Annotated in this window: 19 protein-coding genes; 8 read left to right on the top strand and 11 right to left on the bottom strand. The window is 36.9% G+C overall.

Translation table 11 applies throughout. The annotated features are described in order from the left end of the window. Positions 1-86 precede the first annotated feature (86 nt). Positions 87-251 carry a ferredoxin gene (locus BP861_RS06290; protein ID WP_394339164.1) on the bottom strand — a complete coding sequence of 55 codons (165 nt, stop codon included), beginning with the start codon at positions 249-251 and terminating at the stop codon, positions 87-89. 392 nt (positions 252-643) lie between these two features. On the opposite strand from BP861_RS06290, the gene BP861_RS06285 reads away from it, so the two are divergent. Both BP861_RS06285 and BP861_RS06280 read left to right on the top strand, forming a co-directional pair. Beyond that, positions 644-940 carry a metal-sulfur cluster assembly factor gene (locus tag BP861_RS06285; RefSeq protein WP_349681004.1) on the top strand — a complete coding sequence of 99 codons (297 nt, stop codon included), beginning with the start codon at positions 644-646 and terminating at the stop codon, positions 938-940. 65 nt (positions 941-1,005) lie between these two features. Next, complete coding sequence (locus tag BP861_RS06280; protein WP_292373599.1) at positions 1,006-1,629, top strand: SagB/ThcOx family dehydrogenase; 624 nt, start codon at positions 1,006-1,008, stop codon at positions 1,627-1,629. Positions 1,630-1,747: 118 nt separating this feature from the next. Here the strand turns inward: BP861_RS06280 and BP861_RS06275 are convergent, their stop codons facing one another. After that, positions 1,748-2,464, bottom strand: a complete 717-nt coding sequence (locus BP861_RS06275) for a histidine phosphatase family protein (RefSeq protein ID WP_292373598.1) — start codon at positions 2,462-2,464, stop codon at positions 1,748-1,750. A gap of 80 nt (positions 2,465-2,544) precedes the next feature. Continuing rightward, positions 2,545-3,189, bottom strand: coding sequence for an HD domain-containing protein (locus tag BP861_RS06270; RefSeq protein WP_292373596.1), 645 nt, complete (start codon positions 3,187-3,189; stop codon positions 2,545-2,547). A gap of 348 nt (positions 3,190-3,537) precedes the next feature. Here BP861_RS06270 and BP861_RS06265 point away from each other — a divergent pair, with 348 nt between their 5' ends. The 4 genes from BP861_RS06265 (at position 3,538) to BP861_RS06250 (ending at position 8,643) form a co-directional block, all read left to right on the top strand. Then, positions 3,538-4,437 carry a hypothetical protein gene (locus BP861_RS06265; RefSeq protein WP_292373594.1) on the top strand — a complete coding sequence of 300 codons (900 nt, stop codon included), beginning with the start codon at positions 3,538-3,540 and terminating at the stop codon, positions 4,435-4,437. Positions 4,438-4,851: 414 nt separating this feature from the next. Beyond that, positions 4,852-4,980, top strand: a complete 129-nt coding sequence (locus BP861_RS06260; protein WP_292373593.1) for a hypothetical protein — start codon at positions 4,852-4,854, stop codon at positions 4,978-4,980. Between the two features lie 341 nt (positions 4,981-5,321). Beyond that, positions 5,322-6,797 carry a DEAD/DEAH box helicase gene (locus tag BP861_RS06255; RefSeq protein WP_292373591.1) on the top strand — a complete coding sequence of 492 codons (1,476 nt, stop codon included), beginning with the start codon at positions 5,322-5,324 and terminating at the stop codon, positions 6,795-6,797. Beyond that, complete coding sequence (locus tag BP861_RS06250; protein WP_292373622.1) at positions 6,784-8,643, top strand: DUF790 family protein; 1,860 nt, start codon at positions 6,784-6,786, stop codon at positions 8,641-8,643. The genes BP861_RS06255 and BP861_RS06250 overlap by 14 nt, the downstream gene beginning before the upstream one ends. 201 nt (positions 8,644-8,844) lie before the next feature. On the opposite strand, the gene BP861_RS06245 is transcribed toward BP861_RS06250, so the two are convergent. Beyond that, a complete protein-coding gene (locus BP861_RS06245) occupies positions 8,845-9,747 on the bottom strand; it encodes an SDH family Clp fold serine proteinase (RefSeq protein ID WP_292373590.1) in 903 nt (300 codons plus the stop codon). 158 nt (positions 9,748-9,905) lie between these two features. Then, the gene (gene sugE, locus BP861_RS06240; protein WP_292373588.1) at positions 9,906-10,223 is read right to left on the bottom strand and encodes a quaternary ammonium compound efflux SMR transporter SugE; all 318 of its coding nucleotides are present in this window, start codon (positions 10,221-10,223) and stop codon (positions 9,906-9,908) included. A 337-nt stretch (positions 10,224-10,560) separates the two neighbouring features. Between sugE and BP861_RS06235 the strand changes: the two genes are divergently transcribed. Beyond that, positions 10,561-11,649 (top strand): radical SAM protein, encoded by a 1,089-nt coding sequence (locus BP861_RS06235; RefSeq protein WP_292373586.1) that lies wholly within the window; start codon positions 10,561-10,563, stop codon positions 11,647-11,649. 117 nt (positions 11,650-11,766) lie between these two features. Further along, positions 11,767-13,491, top strand: a complete 1,725-nt coding sequence (locus tag BP861_RS06230; protein ID WP_292373585.1) for a hypothetical protein — start codon at positions 11,767-11,769, stop codon at positions 13,489-13,491. Between the two features lie 313 nt (positions 13,492-13,804). On the opposite strand, the gene BP861_RS06225 is transcribed toward BP861_RS06230, so the two are convergent. From BP861_RS06225 to BP861_RS06200, 6 genes are all read right to left on the bottom strand, one after another. Then, a complete protein-coding gene (locus BP861_RS06225) occupies positions 13,805-14,545 on the bottom strand; it encodes a class I SAM-dependent methyltransferase (RefSeq protein ID WP_292373584.1) in 741 nt (246 codons plus the stop codon). A 440-nt stretch (positions 14,546-14,985) separates the two neighbouring features. Then, positions 14,986-16,308 (bottom strand): ATP-binding protein, encoded by a 1,323-nt coding sequence (locus BP861_RS06220; RefSeq protein ID WP_292373583.1) that lies wholly within the window; start codon positions 16,306-16,308, stop codon positions 14,986-14,988. Positions 16,309-16,617: 309 nt separating this feature from the next. Next, positions 16,618-16,815, bottom strand: coding sequence for a hypothetical protein (locus BP861_RS06215; RefSeq protein ID WP_292373582.1), 198 nt, complete (start codon positions 16,813-16,815; stop codon positions 16,618-16,620). Between the two features lie 2,319 nt (positions 16,816-19,134). Continuing rightward, on the bottom strand, positions 19,135-19,371 hold the full coding sequence (locus BP861_RS06210) for a hypothetical protein (RefSeq protein WP_292373581.1): 237 nt from the start codon (positions 19,369-19,371) through the stop codon (positions 19,135-19,137). A 1,042-nt stretch (positions 19,372-20,413) separates the two neighbouring features. Then, on the bottom strand, positions 20,414-20,623 hold the full coding sequence (locus BP861_RS06205) for a hypothetical protein (protein ID WP_292373580.1): 210 nt from the start codon (positions 20,621-20,623) through the stop codon (positions 20,414-20,416). 1,063 nt (positions 20,624-21,686) lie between these two features. Next, complete coding sequence (locus tag BP861_RS06200) at positions 21,687-21,893, bottom strand: hypothetical protein (RefSeq protein WP_292373579.1); 207 nt, start codon at positions 21,891-21,893, stop codon at positions 21,687-21,689. Positions 21,894-22,738: the final 845 nt, after the last annotated feature.

Raw genomic sequence — 22,738 nt, 5'->3', positions numbered from 1 at the left:
ATAAAATAATCAATAAAATAATCGATAAAATTGATATAAAGCCAGGAAAACTGGCTTAAATCAAACAAATTACTTTATTTGTCACTTCAGCCGTCATTTCCTATCGCGTTAACCGGGCAGGCATCTAACGCTTCTTCACAAAGTTCTATTTCCTCATCATTTTCAGGCTGTTTATATACATAGGCATTAGAGTCGTCTTCATTCATCTTGAAATTTTCAGGTGCTGTATCCACACACAGATGACAGGCTATACAACTGTAGTCGCAATAATAAGGTCCTGGAATATTCTCAGCAACTTTATCTGAATTATCGGCTATAATTTACTCCCCCATTGTGTTTATTTCACAATATGAGTAATTAAGAGGATTTTTTATATATAATTTCACGTTCAAAAATGACTTTTTCAGTGCATTAAATTCCTCGATAAGCTATGCAGCCCTTTACATAATGTATATTGAAAAAAAGAGATGGTTTAGTAACTATTCATGTAGCTTTTTTGAATAATTTCACTGCTGGACATATGTTTTCAAAATCTGAGAACAGCCTGTGTTGAAGTTCTGGGAAATATATTTAATTCAATTCTCCTTTTATTAAATGGGAAGCATAAAATTTCTGTAGATCTATACCTTGAGGGGAGGGTACCATAGTTACGAAAGAAGAAGTTATTGAAGTTTTAAAGACTTGCTACGACCCAGAAATTCCGATCAACATTATTGACCTTGGACTTGTTTATGGAATAGAGGTAAAAGAGGACCGGGTACATATCAAAATGACTCTAACCATGCCTGGCTGTCCTATGGGAGAGCTTATTACAGAAAATGTGAAGAGAAAAGTCGAGGCGATAGGTGGAGTAAAAGAAGCAAAGATCGAGCTTGTTTGGGATCCACCGTGGACTCCTGACAGGATTTCGGAAGAAGCAATGAAGCGGATTACGGAATAATTAAAGAATAATTAAAGAATAATTAAGGAATGAAATATTGTACAAAAAATGTGGGGGAAATAAATATGGGAAATCAGGGTTTTACCGACCTGCCAATGAAAGTCAAACTACCTGAGCCAGATGCTGCAAATAGAAGCCATATCGAAGAACTTATTGCAAAGCGGAGGTCCGTACGAAGATATACAGACAACAAACTCTCCGAGTCAGTAATTTCTCGCTTGCTCTGGGCTGCTCAGGGTATAAGTTCCGATGACGGCTTAAGGACTTCTCCTTCTGCAGGCGCGCTTTACCCGCTTGAAATTCATGTCGTTATCGGAGGAGGTAGCGAGCTTGAACCTGGGATTTACAGGTACATTCCTGAAGGCCATGCCCTTGTCCGGGAAATCGCAGGCGATGTGAGAGAGAAGCTTTCAAAAGCTGCTCTCTTCCAGCCCATGATCGGGAGCGCTCCCGTTTCACTTGTAATCTCCGCGGTTTATCCGAGGATAACAAGCAAATACGGCAGTCGGGGTCTTCGTTATGCCCATATGGAAGCAGGGCATGCTGCACAGAACGTATGTCTCCTGGGAGTGGAACTTGGGATCGGAACTTGTACGGTAGGAGCTTTTGAGGACGAAAAGGTAAGAACAGTGCTTAAACTGCCAGCAAACGAAGACCCGCTCTATATTCTACCTCTGGGCTACATATAAATCATATTACATGCCAGATTTCTTTATGGAGATCCTAACGATACCAAACACCTTTTCAAATACAAAACTGCGAACCCGAAAGGAGAAAAGAGACTTCAGAAGGGACCTAAGAAAGGATTCAAAGGTTCCTTTTGGTTTCAGGGCTCATTTCAGCGTTCTCTCGGGTTAGCTTGTCTTCAGAATAACTATAAATAGCAAGCTCACCTGTGGAGAACCTCACATTCCTGATATCCTCATCAGAAATTTCTTCTATGTATTTGACCAGAGCTCTCAGACTGTTCTGATGGGCACAGACCAGCACATTTTTCCCTGCTTTTACGACAGGCAGGATTTTTTCCTCAAAATAAGGCACTGCACGTTCGTACACGGCTTTGAGACTTTCTCCTTCAGGTGGACCGGGTTCAAAGTTCCACCGCCAGGAGGCAAGTTTTTCTGCTCCGTATTTTTCTACCATCTTCTGCTTTTTTCTTCCCTGAAGCTTCCCGTAATAGCGCTCGTTTAAAGAAGGCGTGAAATAAATCGGGATAAGTTTTTTATCGAGTTTTTCAGGATATGAGTACCAGTCCGTTTTCCCTGGATTTCCTCCATCTCCTGTCCCTTCATGAACAATAACTCCTGTCTTCTTCTGCCCGGACAATATTATGAGAAGAGTTTCCTGAGTCCGGACAAGGTTTGAAGCAAAAGCAAGATCTAATTCGAATTTTTCAAGCTCTGCTGCACACTCAAGAGCCTCTTCAATCCCTTTCTTGCTAAGAGAAACATCCATCCAGCCTGCAAGCCTGTCTTCAGGCTTTAAGCCAGGTTCTCCGTGCCGGACAAGTATAAGGTGACCCATAAAATTATACTCCATATAATTAGCTTCTATATCCAGAAGCCAATAGATATATTCAGATGCCAGTAAGCACTCGGGTTTTATTACTTCTTCGGTGCAGGCCTGAAATCAAGCCGGATATCATAGAGAAGATGCCAGAGGTCACCTTTTTTTGTCATTCTTTCCGCATCAATTTTAGCTCCCTGCCCCTTGATATCGAACGTGATTTTCCGCTTCCCGAATGTGACTTTCCCGAGTCTGCTTTCCATCCTGCTGTAGTCAAGGGCATCGGCAAGCCGGACAAGGGCAGCTACTTTCAGGGTGAGATCCTGAAGATCCTCAGGCATTTTCCCGAAGTCCTTTCCTTTAAGTTTCTCAAGTTTGTCGTTTCCAATCCTCTTTTTGTGCAGGAAAGCCGTCCAGGAAATAACGGGCCACAGCCTTTCAGGTATTTCAGAAGGCGGGTGAAGAAGCAGGATGAGTCTTCCTGCTTTGTGATGGTTTTCAAAATCTGTAGCCACACCTGTATCATGAACGAGTGCAGCTATCTCAACAAGGTTTCTCATCTCAGGGTGCAACCCATGGATAGAATTAAGGATATCAAAAAGCTCAAGAGCGTTCCTGGCCACGTTGTCGGCGTGGCTGCGTTCAATTCCATAGATATGGTAAAGATCCTCTAGAGGTAAAGGCTCGGGAAACGCTCCTTCCCCGGACTGACCATTTTCAGAAGATCCGTCGTCTGAATTCACATTGAACTCCTTTCCTATTTGTCTTTCACTAATATTATCATTTTACTGGCTTAAACTTATTTTCTATTCATTTTCAATATATACTGCATATTCTCTAGAATAGAAGTTCTCTATAGAGTAAATATTTACACTGAATCATCTTCAAATAAACTGGAGTTATAATATTACAGAAAAAAATATCAAAAAACTTAAAACATATTATATAATAATTAAAAGTATGAAGAAACCCAAGATAGCCTTCACTGATAATGATATGGACATTTTTAGAATAATTCCAAAATACAAAGACGGACGCCTTGATTTTTTAAATTCAGTGTTCAAAACGACTTTTTAGTTAAATCTTGGGAAATGAAGCAAAAATCACCGCATATTATAGGATCTATTGAACCAGGTGATGAAATAACATATCATTCGTCAAAAGAAGACAAGAATCCAGTTGTCCATATTAAATATAAAGATAGTAGCAAACATGATGATCACAGATTCGAAGACGTTTCTTCGAAGGTAGCAGACATTAAAAAGGTACCAGATATTAAATTAGATCCCTGCTTTCCTTTACCCCCGCTACCGCTATGTAAAGTGGAAGTTAAAGATGGCAACATAACCACCTTCAAAAAAAAATCCAATCACAGAATTATTGATATTAAAAATCTTATTTCGTCATCTTTCGAGTATGGTCAGTTCGATTATCCTAAGTTTAATGTCATTGAAATATATATAGCTCCAAAAGAGTTTGATTTCAAAGATTTCCATAGGACATGGTTTTACTATGCTCAGCTGTGGATCCACTCGACAATTGATTATCTTATAAATGGACCAGAAATGAGTAAAACTTATTTGAATGATTGGGAATCAGGACGCCCGCATTTGGGAGGTCAGATTGACCCCACTTTTGATCAATTTAATGTAGTGTATAAGCCATATCACGATGAAAATATAAAAGAAAACTCAATATCATTCTACGAAAATAATGATCATATTGCACTGTTGGCTACAGCCCGTGTACAATTGACTGACATGAATAAAGTACCAATTTCAAAAAAGAAAAATATTCTTGCTCATGATTTAGAGCGGCAGTTAGAAGAAGGGAAGATTCCAAGCAGAAGAGAAAAGGATCAACGATATAGAAAATTCAAAGAAACAATCATTGATACAGTAAAAAATCTAGACCTAGATAATCGCAAGTACGTGTTTCTTATGACTAAGTTCTCTCCCGATATGATTGAAGAAGTTGACACCTGTCCTTGATATTGGCCTCTTATCAAGCTTACAACCGACAGGTAATTAGGAGAATATAACTAAAAAACAGCTTTTATAAAGAAAAAGCTATATCATCCAAACCTCTGTCAATTATTCTATATGCCCAGTTAATACGCTGTTGTCTATGCAAAGCATACCATCTATATGATAGGCTACTAAACAAATAATATACCACCCATATAATAGTCTGCTAAACATGTAATAATATACCAATCATATAATAGTCTGCCATACATGTAATAATATACCAATCATATAATAATCTGCCATACATTACTTTTTATGTTAAAAAATATATAAATATAATTACTTCAGTTCATTCATCGAATAAACATAAAAATAGTAATTTGTTTACAGGGCCGGTACACGAATCTTTCCTGTACAAATTAACAGATGGTCAATATGAAACTGGAGTATGCAAATAAAAAGCGTGGAATAGGTATAATTCTTGTATTAACACCGAACGACATACCGACATTTCTTGTGCTCGGGACGATACTTGTACAAACTATCTGGTTTTTAATCAAGTAATTTACAAAGCTCAAATGAGCTTTTTATTTTTTCAATATCTAATCTCATACATCATTTACGATACTGCGTTCCAGATCCATTCCACAAACGAATCAATATTATGACTTCTACAAAATATAAAAATCTATTATACTTCATAAAGTGAATTAATTTAAAACAGTGTCAATTTTATTAGGAGCTAACCTTAAGTTGAACTTAACCTTAGCTCCAATTTTTGCCTCTTTTTTGACTTCATTTTATGCTCAAACAGCAAATCAAGATTGGGTGCCAACAAGCCATTAGGAAATAATGTATAGACTTCCATCCATTATTATATATAATGTCCAGACTTTTAATAAACAATGATCAAAATCAGCTTCAAGCAGGGAACACTTCTTATAGAAGGTAATTTAAGAGTTCCCAATTCCGTTTGGGATGAAAGGAGCGGAAATTTCAGAGCTCTTGCTCTGTATTACAGAGACATAATAAATTATCTGAAAAATTCTAAAGCTCAGTTTAAAGATGAAGTTCTTGATCTCCTTCCATGTCCTGATTTAGCAGCAGCATATGAAGCGTCTGGAAAGAAACTTAAGTTAAGGGATTACCAGGCCGAATCTCTTGTGTCCTGGGGAGAGAATAACAGATGGGGAGTGCTTGTCCTGCCAACAGGAAGCGGAAAAACTCTTGTTGGAATCCGGGCAATTGCAGGCTGCAATACCCCTGCCCTTGTAGTTGTCCCGACGCTTGACCTGCTTGAACAATGGAAAAAACAGCTTGAAGAAGCCTTTTTAATGGAAATCGGAAAGCTTGGAGGCGGGGAGAAGAAAATTCTTCCAATAACCGTTTCCACATACGATTCTGCTTATATTCACGCCGAAACCCTTGGGAACAGGTTCGGCCTCCTTATTTTTGATGAAGTCCATCATCTGCCCGCAGCCGGATACCGGAGCATTGCCGAGTTTTCTGCAGCGCCTTACAGGCTTGGGCTGACAGCAACTTACGAACGGGAAGACGAGTTACACTCGGAATTAAACAGGCTTGTAGGAGGGAAGGTGTATGAAAAGCATATCTCGGAACTTGCAGGCAGCCACCTTGCTCCTTACAGGATCAAACGGGTAGCTGCTGAACTTACGGATGAGGAAAGGAAAGAATACGACGAATATTATTCGATTTATACAGATTATCTCCGAAAAACCGGGATGGTTCTTCGAGGGCCGAAGGATTTTCAGAAACTGGTCATGAGAAGCGGGAGAGATCCTGAAGCCAGAAAAGCCCTTCTTGCAAGAAATACAGCAAGAGAACTTGCTTTCAACACCGAATCTAAAATTGAAAAGTTAAAAGAGATCCTGAACGCACACCGGGAGGACAGAGTCTTCATTTTTACGGAACATAACCGGCTTGTCCACCGAATTTCCAGAGAATTTCTTATCCCTGCGATTACTTACAGGACGCCTGCAAAAGAAAGGAATTCCATCCTCGAAAAGTTTAGGAAAGGAATATACAGGGCTGTAGTTACTTCAAAGGTGCTTGACGAGGGTATTGACGTCCCTGAAGCAAATATAGGGATTATAGCAAGCGGTACAGGGAGCAAATTAGCATATATCCAGCGCCTGGGAAGGATCCTCCGGAAGAAAGAAGGAAAAGAAGCCATACTCTATGAGATTATAACCGAAGAAACAACCGAAGCCGGAACTGCCAGGAGAAGAAAAGAAGCAGTTTCAACTCGAAAAGGTTCTGGAAAATCAGCACAGGAAAATCATATGAAGAGGGAATCAGGAAAGGAAAGCCAGATGAAGAAAGAAAAAAGCTCAGGAGGCGGCTCGCCTGCTCACGTCTGACCTTCTTGTAACCCATATATCAGGAGGGAAGATAAAGCCTGTATACGCTGCTTTTGATCCCGAAAATCTGGAACTCGCAAGGCTTCTGATAGAAACTTTTGAGCAACATATCGGAAAAACCTATGGGGATCTTCTGGCTGAACTTGACGGTTACGAGGAAATGAATTACCGTTTTATCAGGGGGCTTTCCCAGCTACTTGGAAGGCGTACTGTTATAGAAACGGATGCTGCTGTTGACCCATCTCTGGCTAGGGAAACGGTTTTTGAAACTTGCGGAGGTATGGCCCTTTCTCCTGCCGAGAGAAAAGAAGCGCTACAAATAGCCGCAAAAAAGCTTTCAATTTCGGTAAAGGAACTTGAGAAGGCACTCTGGGCTGACCTTGAGGAAAATCAGGTCATCAAAAGTTTCGTCCCTCTCTCTCCCGCCGAACTCCTGAAACAGTACAACATTTCCTTGACTCAGACCCTGCTCTTCAGAGCAGTTGACCTCGATATCTGGATAAAAGGCGATTTTCAAAAGCTTTTATGGAAAATTCTTCGTTCGGGGCTTATGTATTCCCTGGAAGACACTGAAGAGGAAAGAGAAAAAATCGATAGAGAAATCGATAGAGAAATCGATAAAGGAAAAGAAGGAAAGGAAGGAAAAACCAGAGAAAACTACGATGAATTAAAAGCCATCCACCTGCACCTTGATGGGCCTGCCTCTCTTTTTCGGATCTCAGAACGCTATGGAAACTCCTTTGCAAAAATCTTTCCCGTCCTGTTAAGGTCAAAAGGCTGGAGGCTTAAAGCAGGCATTCTTCACAAAGGCTACCAGGGTAAGCGTATCCTGGATTTTGCCCTTGCCGACTCGGAAAAGTATTTCAAACTTACTCCTGGAGCAGCTCTGTATCCGGAGACCCTTTCGCCGGAGCTTCAAATAAAAGAAGGAAATGAAAGATATGAAGCCGGAGAAGAAGAAAGAGCAGAAGGAGAAAAAGCAGAAGAAGAAACAATAGAATATTTGGAAAAAGAAACCGGGATTCAGGAAATCGATGCCGAGGAAGCGGCCTATGATAGCACGCTTGAAAAGATGTTTGGCAGCCTCAGTTTGGGAAGCTGGAAGATAAAAAGAGAGCCGACGATTCTTAAAGCCGGAAAATACGCTTTTATTCCTGATTTTTCTCTACAAAGGGATGGAATAAGAGTATATCTGGAAATTGTAGGCTTCTGGACTCCTGAATACCTTGAGACGAAGATCTATAAACTCAAACAGGTAAAGGAACCTGTAATTCTCCTGATTGACCGAAAACTCAAATGCTCTGAAAAAGATTTTCCTTCACAGGATGTAATCTTCTTTGACAAAAAAATCCCGGCAAACGAAGTCATGCAGATCCTCAGAAAGTATGAGGAAAAAAAGCTTTTAGAAGACCGGTCAAGACTGGAGGAAATGGAATTTCCGATTTCAGGAGAACTGGTAAACCTTGAGAAAATTGCAGCCGGGAAAGGAGTCCTGCCAGACGCCTTAAAGGAAGTGGTTGCAGATAGGCTCGCAAAGGTCAGAGAACTGGAAAAAACCGGAGAATCAGGAAAAGCCGAAGAATTCCGAGAAATTGAAGACCTAGGGAAATATCAGGACTACGTGCTCCTTGAAAACTACTTAATTCACAGGAAGCTGCTTGAGAGAGTAGATAGCGAACTTGAAAAACCGGGGGCAGTAGAAACATACGCCGACGCAGTAAAAGTCTTTGAAGGTTTCGAGCTTGACCGCAGCCTTTACTATCCTGTGCTTGATTACTTGCGATATAAGGTAATCTGGACAGGACTGAGTGAAGAGAGTGCAAAGGTGAGGAAAACAGGTGCTTGAATAAATCTGCAAGGGCTTAAACAGGAGATCAAACAGGAATTATTAAGTAAACGGGAACTTGAATAGGTGTTTTTAGAGTAACTAACAGGTTGAAAATGTTTTAGGTGAAATTGTGGACAAACTTAATAGGTTAACTGAACTTATTTCCCCCATCCTTAACTTCTCTAGACTTCATTCCTTCAAGATAATATTCGTTTCAGTTTACTCGGTGTATTCCACATTCTTTTTTACAGGCTTGAAAAGTTTCATAAACTCATGTACGTCCTGCGGAAAATCCGTACTTATGGGAAGTCCGATTTCTTTTGCGTCACCTGCCGAGAGAGGAGTGCTGTGGATCATCTCTCCACTGACCAGTTTTTCGACCACTTCATCGAGCCTGCTTTCCCCGGCGGGGTCTGGCTGGATTTTGCCTTCAAGGAGCTCTTTTGCGACATCCCGAGTGAGTTTGAGGGCTTTTCTTGAGATATCACCCATAACAAGGGTGGTGTCATCGGCTTTTTCTTTTTTCAGATCTGCGGCATAGATCCAAGAAGGGGCGGGATAAGTTCCATGTAAGAAGTCTCCTATCTGGGGATCGATTGGCCCGATAACTGCATCTTTGTCCATCACGATTTCGTTTGCAGCGAGGGCGATAATCGTGCCTCCTGACATCGAATAGTGTGGAATAATGACCTTTGTGTTTTTCGGGTGCCGGCGGAGGGCACGTGCGATTTGGATACTGGAATGGAGCTGCCCTCCAGGCGTATGAAGAATCAGCTCAAGAGGGTAATCCCTGTACTGTCTAATCCAGCGCAGTATCTGCTCGGCGTCTTCCTCATCAATGTACTGGTATGCAGGCAGCCCAAAAAGAGAGATCGCCTCCCGCCTGTGAATCATAGTAAGCACCTTGCAGCCGTGGCTTTTTTCCATAGCTTTCAGTTTTGCCATCCGCCGCAGTCGGATTTGTTTTAACTGCGACTGCGGGTAGATTACTGCATAGAGAAACAGAAGTATAAACAAAAGGGACATCAAATCCCAGAGACTAATTGTTGTGCTGTCAAGCGTAACCAGAATATCCCCCCGAAAACCTCCAACGGACGCCTTTAAAGCGAATTTCCGTTTCAATCTCCTTCTTTGACTACTTAAAAGGTAAGATAAAATCGGAATTGAAGTAATCCCAGGCTTAATCCCCAATCTAAATTGTCGTGCAAGTTTTTAATTTTTGGCTCCAGCTGCATAAAAAGGTTTTCTTGTAGGAAGAAAAGAAAGAACTTTTCGCGACTTTATGGAGAAATTATCCTGAGCCCGATTATCCCTGAGAAAATCAAAATAATGCAGAAAAATCTGGCAAAGTCCATTGGCTCATTAAAGAGCAGGGCGCCAAGAATAGTGGTGCCTATAATCCCGATTCCGGTCCAGACTGCATAACCTGTCCCTATTGGCAGAGTTTTCAGGGCCTGGGATAGGAAATAAAAGCTAAGAAGCATGCAAGCGACAGTAAAAACGCTGGGATACAGCCTCGTGAAACCTTCTGTATATTTTAGCCCTATTGCCCAGGCGGCCTCAAAAAGACCGGCAATAAAAAGAAAGAACCATTCCATTTTTGCTCCACATCCTGATTATGTAATTTATGGAATTCCCATGAAGATAGCAATTAAAAGGTCTTAAAAGCTTTTTTCTTCTTATAACCTTGCCTTCTAGAAACTTAGGGAACTCTGGAAAAGGGTTAGTTTCTCAAAAAGTACAAATAAGGGTGAGCTTAGAGCTAAGAAGCCAGAAAAAAATCAGAAATTGAGAATCGGAACTGTAAATCTGAACTACAAATCAAAGATAAAATCTGAATTGAAAAAAGTATTGAAGATCAGAACTAAAAATTAGAACTGAAATCCGAAAGAAATAGACAATAAGCCTTTAACCCATGTGGAATAATATTTCAGTATGGCAGCCCCGAAGTACCTGAAACGTTACTTCAAGGTGCAGAAAGATGAAATGCCTGCTCTCTTTAAGATAACCGAACGAATTCCGGCCCAGTTTGATCCAGGCATGCAGCTTGAAGAACTCCGGGAAATTCATGAGAGAGATATAGAAGAATACCGAAAACTCAGAGAAAATCTCGAACTCGAAGCCACGGAAGCTCTTGCCTATAAAAACGCGGCTGAGAGGTTGACACTTTTTACCGAAAGCTTTCTGGAAATTCCAAAGGCCAGTCCCTCCCTTCTTGATCTTAAGGTTGAGCTTGCGGACAGAATGCTTTCGAACTGCCAGTGCTGCGGGTGGCGCTGCGAGGTTGATAGGAAAACTGGCGAAAAAGGTTTCTGCAGGCTGGCCGACACTTCCAATTACGCCTCTGAGTTCTTGCATATGGGAGAAGAGCCTGAGCTTGTACCCTCTCACACGATCTTTTTTACGGGCTGTACTTTTGCCTGTGTTTACTGCCAGAACTGGGAGATTTCAACCTGTCCTGAAGCCGGAACCCTAATCGAGCCCAGGAAACTTGCAAAGATGATTGACATTCGGAGAATGCATGGGGCTAGAAATGTGAATTTCGTTACCCCCACTCCACACGCGCATACTGTGCTGAAGATAGTCCGGGATATCTCCGTAAACACACCTGTAATCTGGAATTCTAATATGTATCATTCACCAGAAATTGCTGAAATCCTCGAAGGGGTTGTGGATGTCTACCTTGGTGATTTCAAATACGGAAACAATAAATGCGCCCAGAAATACTCCAAAGTAAAAAATTACCTGGAAATCGTGCAGCCCAATTTCGAATTCGCCTACAAAACCGCAGAGATCCTCCTTCGACATCTGGTCCTTCCGGGCCACCTGGAATGTTGCACAAGGCCGATTTCCGAATGGGTTGCAAAACATATCCCGCAAATCAGGTTTAACCTCATGTTCCAGTACAGGCCATGTTACCGGGCTATGGAGTATCCTGAAATTGGACGCTCTCTGACTCCGGAAGAAGAGGTTAAGGCGATCGAAATTGTAAAAGAGGCAGGAATTGAGGACTTACTGGTCTGATCATATGGTGGAAAGGACTGTGCTGTTTTGAGAAGTAAAGGATATATGATTTTACAGGCAATATATTAATAAAGAGTGAAATAATATATTTATAAGTGAGTTTACAAATTATTATCCATGGGGAGGGGAAGCGGAGTCTGTAAATTTTTAGTAATAATTTTCACTTTTAGTCTGCTGTTACAGGGGGTTTGTGCAGCAGAATCAACAAATAATATTTCAAATGATACAATAGCAGAGATTAATGGTTCAATCAATGGTTCAATCAATGGTTCAATCAATGGTACAATAAATAGTACAATAAATGGTACAATAAATAGTACAATAAATGACGAAAAAAATAACACAATAATTGGCATAATAAGCGGTACTGTAAATGGCACGATAGATGGTACTCTAAAGAACACACAAATGTTTTCATGGGCTCTTCTATTACCACTTTTTTTTGGGTGCTTTCTTTTTTTAGGCTGGGTATGCAGATATTTCCCTGAAATGACTTCTGGCTTTGTTTTGTTTATGTTGCTACTGTTATTAGCTGTGATATTGTTAATAGGATTTACTAGAAACAATTTAGTACTTTTATTGACGCCGTTAATACTCCTGCCTTTATTATACGAGTTATATCATGAGATTAAAGAAATAGACTATAAAAATAGAAAATTAAATTTTGTTTTATTATTACATGTGATATTGTTAATAGAGTTTACTATATTATTAATAGGATTTACCAAACACACTTTAGTACTCGAATACATTCTAGTACTCGGATACATTTTAGTGATTTTACTTATTACTTCATTAATACGCTTGCTATTATTATACGTGGTTTATAATGATAAGAAAATAGAAGATAAACGTGGAAAACTAAAAAAAGATGATGATAGAAAAATAGAAAATAATTTCCTTTACAAGGCAAGAGTTATTAATATAATTGGTTCAGTGCTTATATGGCCTTCCATACTGATTTATTTTTATTACCATAATATACAATATGTTACCTTTTATGGAATTGAGGATTTAAAGTTCCCTGTCTATATAATAACTGCCTCGCTCATTGGTATTGTCTCTTACAGCCTTTTAAGCATTGAAGATGACTTCAGTCACCTTTTTTCGGAGTACGAGAAATTAAGCAAAGTCTGGTCATACCTCAGGAGATTCCTTATTGCACCTTTTATAGCGATCATAGGTTTTTACTTGTTGATTTACCTCCTGAACATAAATATGGCAGGGGATTATATAAAGAATATAAATAATTTTTTTGTATTCGTATTTTCTTTTATTGTTGGTGCATTCACAAAAACAATAGAAGAATGGATATATGCGTGGGTTCAAAAGCTTCTCCCAGGGGATAAAAAGATTGAGTTTGAATCCAGAATCCAAAATGAGGTTAAAGAATCTGACTTTGTCAAAAAACTAGGCCTTGACGACGATGTTGCATATCGGCTATACAATATAAAAATACGAAAAATCGAAGAACTTGCAGATTGTGAACCTAAGACTCTATCTAAGAAACTAAACCATGATATCCAAAACCCAGAAGAAAATGATCTTTCTTCTGGAAAATCAGATTATTCATGTAATTATTCACTTGAACAAATTAAACTGTATATAAAGAAAGCACAAGACTACAGGGAAAAGGATAAATCAAAATTAATCGGGGAACTAGAAGAGTTATGTGGACATTTAGAGATGGGAATTAAAAATTTCAAAAAGAACACAGAAGAATTAAAATTAAAAGAGATAATAGAAGATTCCGAGGATAAAGAAAATAGTATTAACTCTAATTCGACAGACCCTACCAATAAATATAATATTAACCCAAATTCGACAGATCCTCATAATTGATACAGGATTTGCTTACAAAAACATGTTGTTTCGACTTTGGACTTTTGGAGTATAAAATATTCAAATTAGCCAAACATCTATAAAATATGATTGGGAGGACTGAAGCATAAATGTATTTTATATTAAAAACTATAAGTCTGTTGAATTAATGCATTAAATACGTTTGGTGAATCCTATCGATCCAGATAAGCGGGAAACCTGAAGTATTTTACTAAATTCTAACCTCGTTACCTTTAATTAGGAATCTATTCCTTCTTATTATGGGTTCATTTGCCGTTTTTCAGTTCAGCGATTTAATTTTCAGTTCAGCGATTTAAGTTCGAAATATTATTGCATGATATTTATACTCATAATACATTGATTGTACATAACGCATCTCAAAATCATGTCTACGTGCAATTTTTTGGATTTTATAGGGATTATGGGCAAAACCGTAAATGTTTCTTGGACGTTTTCTTAAAGTTGCCAATATTGAGGTCTGAAAATCGCAACCAATTCGATATAAAGCTTTTAAAAGCCCTGCATTTGGTGCAAATAACCCTAATTTCCATAAAGGATATAAACGAGGATCCAGTATGTCAAAAAACACTATTTTACCATCTTTATTGAGATGCTCTGATGATTTAACAATAAATTCGTCAATTTCTTGAAATGTTAAGTACTGGATTACTCCGGCTGCAGTTATTCGATCAAAGGTTGAGTCCAGGTTTTCCCATATCGTTTTATGATCAGCAAGGACAAGGTCAATGTTATTACATTTTCTTTCCCTAATCCTTTTGCTTGCTTCACCAAGCATGGAAAGGGAAAAATCCACTCCTACAAGTTGTTCATATTCCAGAGCATAGTAAGCCAGGAGTTCTGCGGAGCCGCACCCGAAGTCAAGAAGCGTTTTGCCTCCGTCAAGGTGGAATAGCTTTTCCTTTGCTTCCATAAAAAGAAACTCTTCAGAAGAATATCTATGCCCTCCGTGGGTCTTATCTTTAAAAAAATCTTCCCAGGTATTCTTTGACTTCGTATGTGTTTTTTCCATTCCGTCTCTACTTTCTACTTCCATACCCCTTCTCCCAGTATTATTTTTAAAATCATACTTTGATAACTATCTTGTAAACAATTTATAGTTGGTAATAAAATAACTAGGAATTTCTAAATTATTTTAATCTAAATAGTAAAAATAGTGTGTCTGCTTTCTTGCATAATATATCCCAGGTCTCTTATTTTAAGACCAGTACACTATTTCTTCACCCACCCTTAATACTTCTATTTGATAATTCGATATATATTTGAGCCTTCAAAAAATAATATCAATGAGGAATTACGCTATTAAAAGCTACGAAACTCACAATTTAATATTTTATTTTAAAAAAGAGTAGCAGAACAAGAGAAAAAACTGGATTAAGCTTGCAGAAGAGTGATTTAACCAGAACTACCCTGCTGAGATATTTGAAACTTTCACTGATGCTGTAATTTGTCGGGTTATGTTTTATTTCGTTTTATTCAGTGCCGAGTCTCAATTGCTGTCGCTGATAATTCTTCCAGCATCCACTTCCATACCGATTTAACCGTGATTATTTTCATTTCGTCTTTGGATTCAACTTTTACAGTCTCTTCATCGTCCATTGTCAGAATAAGTCCCTCCTTAAGGCCATACTCATCCATGGCTTCCGTAAGTCCAAGAGTTTCTCTTTCCCTTGCGGTCGGGTTCCCGAAGCAAACCGAGATCTGAACTGCTGACGATATTTTCTGGCTATTTTTTTCCTTTATAACGAAATCACACTCCTTTTTGTTTTGAAAATAGAATACTTGTTTTTCTCTTCTTAGCAGTTCAAGTAATACAAGATTCTCAAATCTCAGTCCAAGGCTATCCGGGTAATCTGGGTATACTGCCTTGAAAAGACCTGTATCACCTGCATAAATCTTGCATGGAGTGTCTTTTTTATATCCGCTTTCCTGGAGGCTGTTGATTTTTGGGATACGGTACAGCAAGAAAATGTCTTCAAGATAGTCCAGATAGGTGTTTATAAGCTCTTCACTCTCGATTCCACTTACTTTTTTCAAGGTATCGACGGAATACTCCGAAGCCATGTTCGAAATCAGAAATATGGCAAGCTTTTTTAACTTCTGAATATCGTACCCGGCTGCAGCCGCTTTTTGCATCCCTTCTTCAAAATATTCTTTAGAAAACCTTATATCATCGTTTTTTATTACATCCGGAAAACCGCCTTTTTCAAAATACTGCAAAAACATACATAATAATTCATCACTTCTGGAAGGCGTCAGAAAATCCGTTTCTAGTGTTCCGTTACCTTTAATTCTCAGGTATTCTCTAAAAGAGAACGGGAAAAGCTTTAAGATTTTATATCTCCCTGCAAACCTGGAAGAAAACTCATTTATCAATTTTGATTTAGATGAAGTTAGAAAAATTTCTGCCCCTTGCTTGTGAAGCCTGTCAATCCAGTTTTCCCATCCCGGAAGATTATGGATTTCATCAAAAAAGTAAAAAATCCGGCTTGATCTATTTTCTCCAGTTTCCTTTTTTTGAATTTCGGCTACAATTTCCTCAATAGCCTGCAAACCTACAGATCCAATCCCCTGCAGCCGGCTGTCTTCAAAATTAATATAAAACTTTACTCCATCCAGATTACTGGCAATCTGACTCATTAAGGAAGTTTTACCTGCATGAGGAGGTCCTGAGATAAGTTTAATCTCACTGCCTTCTTCGGAACAGCAGGGAAAAATCTCACGTGGAATTAAATCTGAGAAATTTTGAAAAAAGGTCTGGTGATTGAGTATCAGGGGGAGAAGTTCTAGTTTTTGCATATTATCAAGATAATTTGCGAGATGGAACTATATAGTTTTTCTGGCACTGATAAGTACTCTCGTACAATAATAATCCCGAAGCATAATAATAATTAATTACAAAAAGCGATGAGCGCCTGCAAGTTCGTGAGCTTACAACTTTCACAGACAGGAGACATCTTCTATATTCACCGTATAAATGTGTTAATTGAGTAATACTGGAATAAATTAATAGAAACATATAAATAACAGAGCCAATATGATCCCCTTATAAGTAAGAATCGTGTCAGCAGGTAAAGGTCCGCTTTTTCTCAGGGCTCTCTAAAATTATTATTCTTTTTTTGGTTCATAAACTGTTTTTGTCTTCCCGCAGCGCATGCATACGAAATACTTTTCTCTCACATTTGAAGCATAAATGTTCAAGCCGCCACTTCTTTTCCATTTATGCAGACCTATAAAACATAAAATATTTTTTCTTTTAGGTTTCCCGAAAACCTGATATGGAGCTCTGGAGTCCAATAACTTCACTCCTGTCTGACCTTCTGGAATTTAATAGGAAATCGTTTTTATGAATAATATAAAACTATATTTCATCTGATATAGGGGTTCTTATCCCTCTGTGCTAACGAAACCTTCTACAATAATAAACCGGTAATCGTTTGCATAAGGTCAATTTCACAAATTTCAGTCAATTCTTTTATTTGGATCTTTTATTCTTAATAGGATTCATTATCAGTATTAATTATTCTTTATGGGATTTCTGCCTAATTTTTAAATTCCAATTATCCAAACAAGATAAAGATAATTAATTGAGCTTGTTTCATCTTCTTCAATACTCAAAAAAAGAAATAAATTAAATTAATTCTGAAGGAAAAAATCTAAGATTTAAACTTAGTAAATAGCCTCGAAATCGTACTGAGATTCCTACAAAAGGTAAGTGCAATTGCTGATTCATAAGAAAAACAAACGTTGTTTAAGAAAAACAAACCTAGAAATTTATTATATTTAAACAGTATCTATTTAAGAGACGTAATTAAATATTCTCGATGATCACCAATATATGTAGTTATTGGAAACGTTATCGTTATATTCTAGTCCGTCCCATTATATATGTACGCTTTCCTCTGCGTACTCGTTATATAGCCACCAGCTCAAGACAAAATGAACTCACGGGATTTGTCCATATTATCTCGAAAAGGTGGCTATTATGATTATTTTCCAATCTCTTCAGTAACAGCTATCACAAACATTTTTTGAGTTTTTAGGTTGGTGGGGCTATAAAGCCACAAAGGTATGAATTTATCTTTTTGTATGAATTTATCTCTTTATGACTCCTTATTCCCAGACTTTTTTCTTTTGACTTTTTGAACATGAGCTCCCAAAACTAGCTTTATATCCAAAATTGATAAGAGTTTCAGAACTATTTCCCGTGAGCAGAAGCTCATTGACTACTCTTAATTCCACATTTGGAGAAGCAGTTTTGAGTTATGGAATAGGCTCCATTTGTAAATTCAGTAGAAAATTATGTTGAATTTCTGTGAAAGTGCTATGAGTATTAATGAAATGTTTATGTTGAAATCTTGCCATGCAATCATTATATTTTCCTCCGTTCATATTATATTTTTATACTTTTCTTTGCTTCCTATTAGTCAGTTTACATATAAATGTCGAAGTTTTCTTTTAATATAGCGACTATTATTTTCAGATTTATATTAAAACGTGGTAATATTAACATACTCACTCCCCTTTTAAAGCTATTGTCTTCCTTGGAAATGTTTACATAGACACCAATTTAAGATAAAGTGAATCCTAAGGATACTATCTTAAACTGGCGTCTATGATGTTTATTTACTCGCCTAGTCTGCTTAGAACCAGTCGTTGAAAATTACTTTAAACTTCTGGCACAGAACGATCGCAAAGTTCTCGATATACATTATAATTCCCTCCACTATTTAGTGTGCTTTTATGCTTTTTTGCATCTCGTTACACAGTCACCGGTTCAAGACGGAGTGAATGCACGGGATTTGTCCATATTATCTCGAAAAGGTGGCTATATAATACATTTCCAACCTGCTTAGAACCAGTCGTTGAAAATTACTTTGAACTTCTGGGACAGTAAAATTACAAAGTTCTCTATATACATCAATTTCCCTCCGATCTTCAATTAACATTCATTATTCTCTTTGGATACTTTTTGAATAGACACCAGTTCAAGACAAAGTGAATTCACGGAATTTGTCTACTTTATCTCTAAGGCGGCTATTAAAATCATTTTTCCGGAACTGTTTTGTTATGTGAAACTGTTTTATAAATGATACTACCAACAATTAAATTTCTTAATATCTTTTGGGAGCCCATCTTAATTTTAAGACTGACACACCTAAATTTTAATTGCTAGTGAGTATATTAAACATATAGTTTTAATTTATATAAAGCATATAGAATAAATTTTACTTACCATTAAATAGTCCTAGAAAATCTGGGCGAATTTGACGGGGAAATATGAAAATACTTTTTTATTTAATCCATATTGTAGATGTATCTGAAGAATGCTGATAAAAAAGCTTTTAAATTTTTAATTTTCCCCTTTAAACCTAAAATAGAAATTATTATAAAAAAATAAGTTCAATTCATCTATAGAATCTATTTATAATCCATAAAAGGCAATAATTTACTTAAATAAGTAGAAATATTATTTTGGATTCAAAACTATAACATTTCATATTTTTAACTTAAATGAGTAGTTTTTTTCTAAAAATATAAAAGCCAGATTTATTCAAAGAATGCATATTTGAGGATTTCTTAACTTTCTGCACCTCAACCTTCCTGAAGAAGAGAAATTTTCCATTAAATTCCTGACATCTCAATTAATTCTCTCGTCCACTTCAACTTCTTTTTCTTAACCGTGTTTGCTCTCGAATCATCAAAATCAAATCCAGTAAGTTTGACAGTTTTTATCCTGAACTCCATTGCAAAAAATAAGTATCGGTCTCCCTGACGGGGTTCTCCAAAATTGTAGACCTTATCAAAAGTTCTTGCTTGGTAGTTGCAATAAATCGTTTTAGCGAGGCATATATTTTTCAAGCTTATCGATATTGTCCCCATACGCATGAATAAGGACTATTGAGCCTATCTCGCAGGCTATGATTCCTTTTTCAATATCAGCTTCAGGGTTAATCAAGATCGGTACAGATGACTTCAGGTATTATGCCCACATCCATGAGAACTGCGGCTGCTCCATTGGCTGCAATCACCATAAAATCCAAAAAATCGATTTCCAAAGATCGCCCCTGAGCTTGGGTGTATTTCCGCATACCAGCCTAGGTAGATCATTGATTAATATAAAAAAGGTACTTGCAAAAAAGTGACAAAATCGAGACCTATCGGAAGGCCAGTAAATAACATTCAAGTACCGTTAATATTGAGAACACAATAAGGAGGGAAATAAAGTCCAATACTAATAAACATAAAAAACAGAAGAAAAGGAAGAGATTAAAGCCAATAAAGGTAGATTGAGAAGAGTTCAAAAAGAAAAGTGCAATTGAGAAGTTCTTTAGTTCAATAGAGTCCTGTGATAAAGTAATTCCAAAAATGAAATCAAAAAAACATTATATGGGGATTGTAAAGTTAACAGAGACAAAGACGTTACATAAGGTTTTGAATGGGCTCAAATGTATAAAGTATAATTAATGGTTAGATAAAGCTCAAATATAATCAATAATTAGATCGCATAAAATTTTGGGAAACTCATTTTAGGGAAACTCATAGAAAAGTAAAATAAATTAAGATCTGTTTGCAGATCTGTTATAAATATTCGGATTTAAATCTTTGAATTTCTATGTGGTTGATTTTTCAGTTAAACTGCATTGTGATTGATAACGATAACATGAAATTAGGCTTATTCGTTGGCCCTTTCTGACGGAAGAAGGTCAATTATAAGAAAAACCTGTCAATAAATTTAATTTAGTGCAATCAGGCTTCTCCTACTTTTACATTCCGGCTAAGGACTGTACGAATAAGCCTTCATAGATTTTTACTTTTTATATTAGTTAATCTGTGGTTGATTCGTCAGTAATCAGCTAGTATATTACCGTTAAACAAATAGCTTAGTCCCCACCACCAGCTATTATGGGTCCCACCAGCCACCACAGCCTTTTTCTTTCTCTACGACACAGCCGCGGATATTAAAGAACTTTATTTTACATTTTTCACGGAATCCGCAACCACAGTCTTTCCAGCCGCCCCAGCCGCAGCCGCAGCCGTCAAAGCCGCCGCAGCCACAGCCGAATCCTTTAAATTTGTCAAAGCCCCAGTCTCTTCCAAAGAAGTCTCCCATTTATTTACCTCCTTATCTACTGTATTTTTATACTTATTTTTTATTTTGTATTTTTCGCTCTATTTATTTTTTATATTTATCTTATATATTGGAGAGGACATACTTTTAAAATTAGAGTTTGTAGTTCTCCAACCAAATATTATATCGACTCTCCAACTGTGTTATACTCCTGGCAATTGAGTTAATCTATTTTTGTTTAACAAAAAACAGGTTTAACTTTAATTGCCAAGAAGTGCAATTAATTATATAATTATAAATTATATAAACCCGATAGAATAATAAATCCTTAATATTAAATAGTCATTGAAAAAGCTGGGAAATCATGATCTAGAAAATTGGCTTAATTTTACTTTTAATTTACAGATTTTGATTCCTTGAATATCTCTAAAATCAGGAGCTATAATCTTTAATCCAGTATTTCTATAAAAATAGGGTCTTAATGGTACAAATACATTATATTCCTTAATCAAAAGCTTTTTAAGAGCTTAAAACAGGTGCATTTACCAAAAGAAAATAGTATTACTCATATAATTTTTAAACTCCGGTAATTTTATATTTTTATTTGTAAGTTGATGATTCATAAAATTGGTTATTTCTTATGAAATCTGAAGGTTGTAAGGTTAAAAAATAACTTATATCGAGTTTTTGAGCTAGCTTAAATTTATAATTAAGTTATTAAAGCTCAAATATAATCAGTAAATAAATAGACAATATTAAAAAGTAGGATAACTTATGGGAAAATAAAGTAAATACAGATCTGTCTGCAGATCTGTTATATATATTAAATTTAAATCGCTTGAATTCCTATGCGACTGGTTTTTCAATTAAACTGCATTATTCTTTGATGAATAAAATGAGATGGGGCTCATTCGTTAATCCTTCTTAAGGGACTTAAGCTATTGTAGGAAAAACCTTTCAATATATCAAAGTTCTAGTGCAATCAGGGCTCTCCTACTTTTACATTTCAGCTAAGGACTGTACGAATGAGCCATTCTCTATCTTATTTTTATATATTTATCTAATCTGTGGTTGATTGGTCAGCAATCAGCTAGTGGGATTACTGTTAAACAAATAGCTTAGTCCCACCAGCCACCACGGCCGCATTTCTCTGCGACACAACCACGGATGTTAAAGAACTTGGTTTTGAACCTATCGCGGAAGCCACAGCCATCCCAGCCGTCCCAGCCGCCCCAGCCGCAGCCGCCACCACAGCCGCCACCACAGCCACAGCCGAATCCCTTAAATCTGTCAAAATCACAGTCTCTTCCAAAGAATCCTCCCATTTATATTTACCTCCTTATCTACTATATTTTTATACTTATGTTTTTATTTTATATTTTCGTTCTAGTTAGATTTATATTTATTTTATATATTGGAGAGGATATAATTTTAAGATTAGAGTTTGTAGTTCTCCAACCAAATATTATATCGCCTCCCCAACTCAATTATTACTCCTGACAATTGAGTTAATCTATTTTTGTTTAACAAAAAACAGGTTTAACTTTAATCGTCAGAAAGTACAATTAATTATATAATTGTAAATTATATAAACCCGATAGAATAATAAATCCTTAATATTAAATAGTCATTGAAAAAGCTGGGAAATCATACGCTGAGGCTGTACGTTTAGTTCTACATTTAATTTACAAAGCCTAAACCTGTAAGTATTTAGATAAATCAAGAGATATAATCTGCAATTTAATATTTATACAAAAATAAAACAGGAATAGTCTAAATATGCTATATACTCCAATTATAATCAATTTGGAGGCTCAAAATGCACGCATTTAGAAACAAAAAATAGTATTACTAGTTCTTTTTTTGAACTCCCAAACTTGGATCTATTTATCAATATGTTCGTTATTCCTAAAATAAACTATTCTTATAATTATTTATTTTTTAATTTAATCGTAGAATAAATTTGAGAGTTTATTAAACATTACGATCATAGTTCAGTTAAATTAAAGTATAATAGCCATCAGTTCAAAAAAAGCTGATTAATCCGAAGTTCTCTTACATTTTGAACTGATGGCTATCGTTGCTTTATCCACGTTCAATAGTTCTTGGACTTAGCGATTGGCTTGGTGTTTTTTCTTACCACCAGTCGCAGCCCCA

This window comes from Methanosarcina sp. UBA411 (assembly GCF_002495725.1).
Classification (GTDB): domain Archaea; phylum Halobacteriota; class Methanosarcinia; order Methanosarcinales; family Methanosarcinaceae; genus Methanosarcina.
Note: the sequence above shows the minus strand (reverse complement) of the source record. Positions and strands in the feature narration are given on the sequence as shown.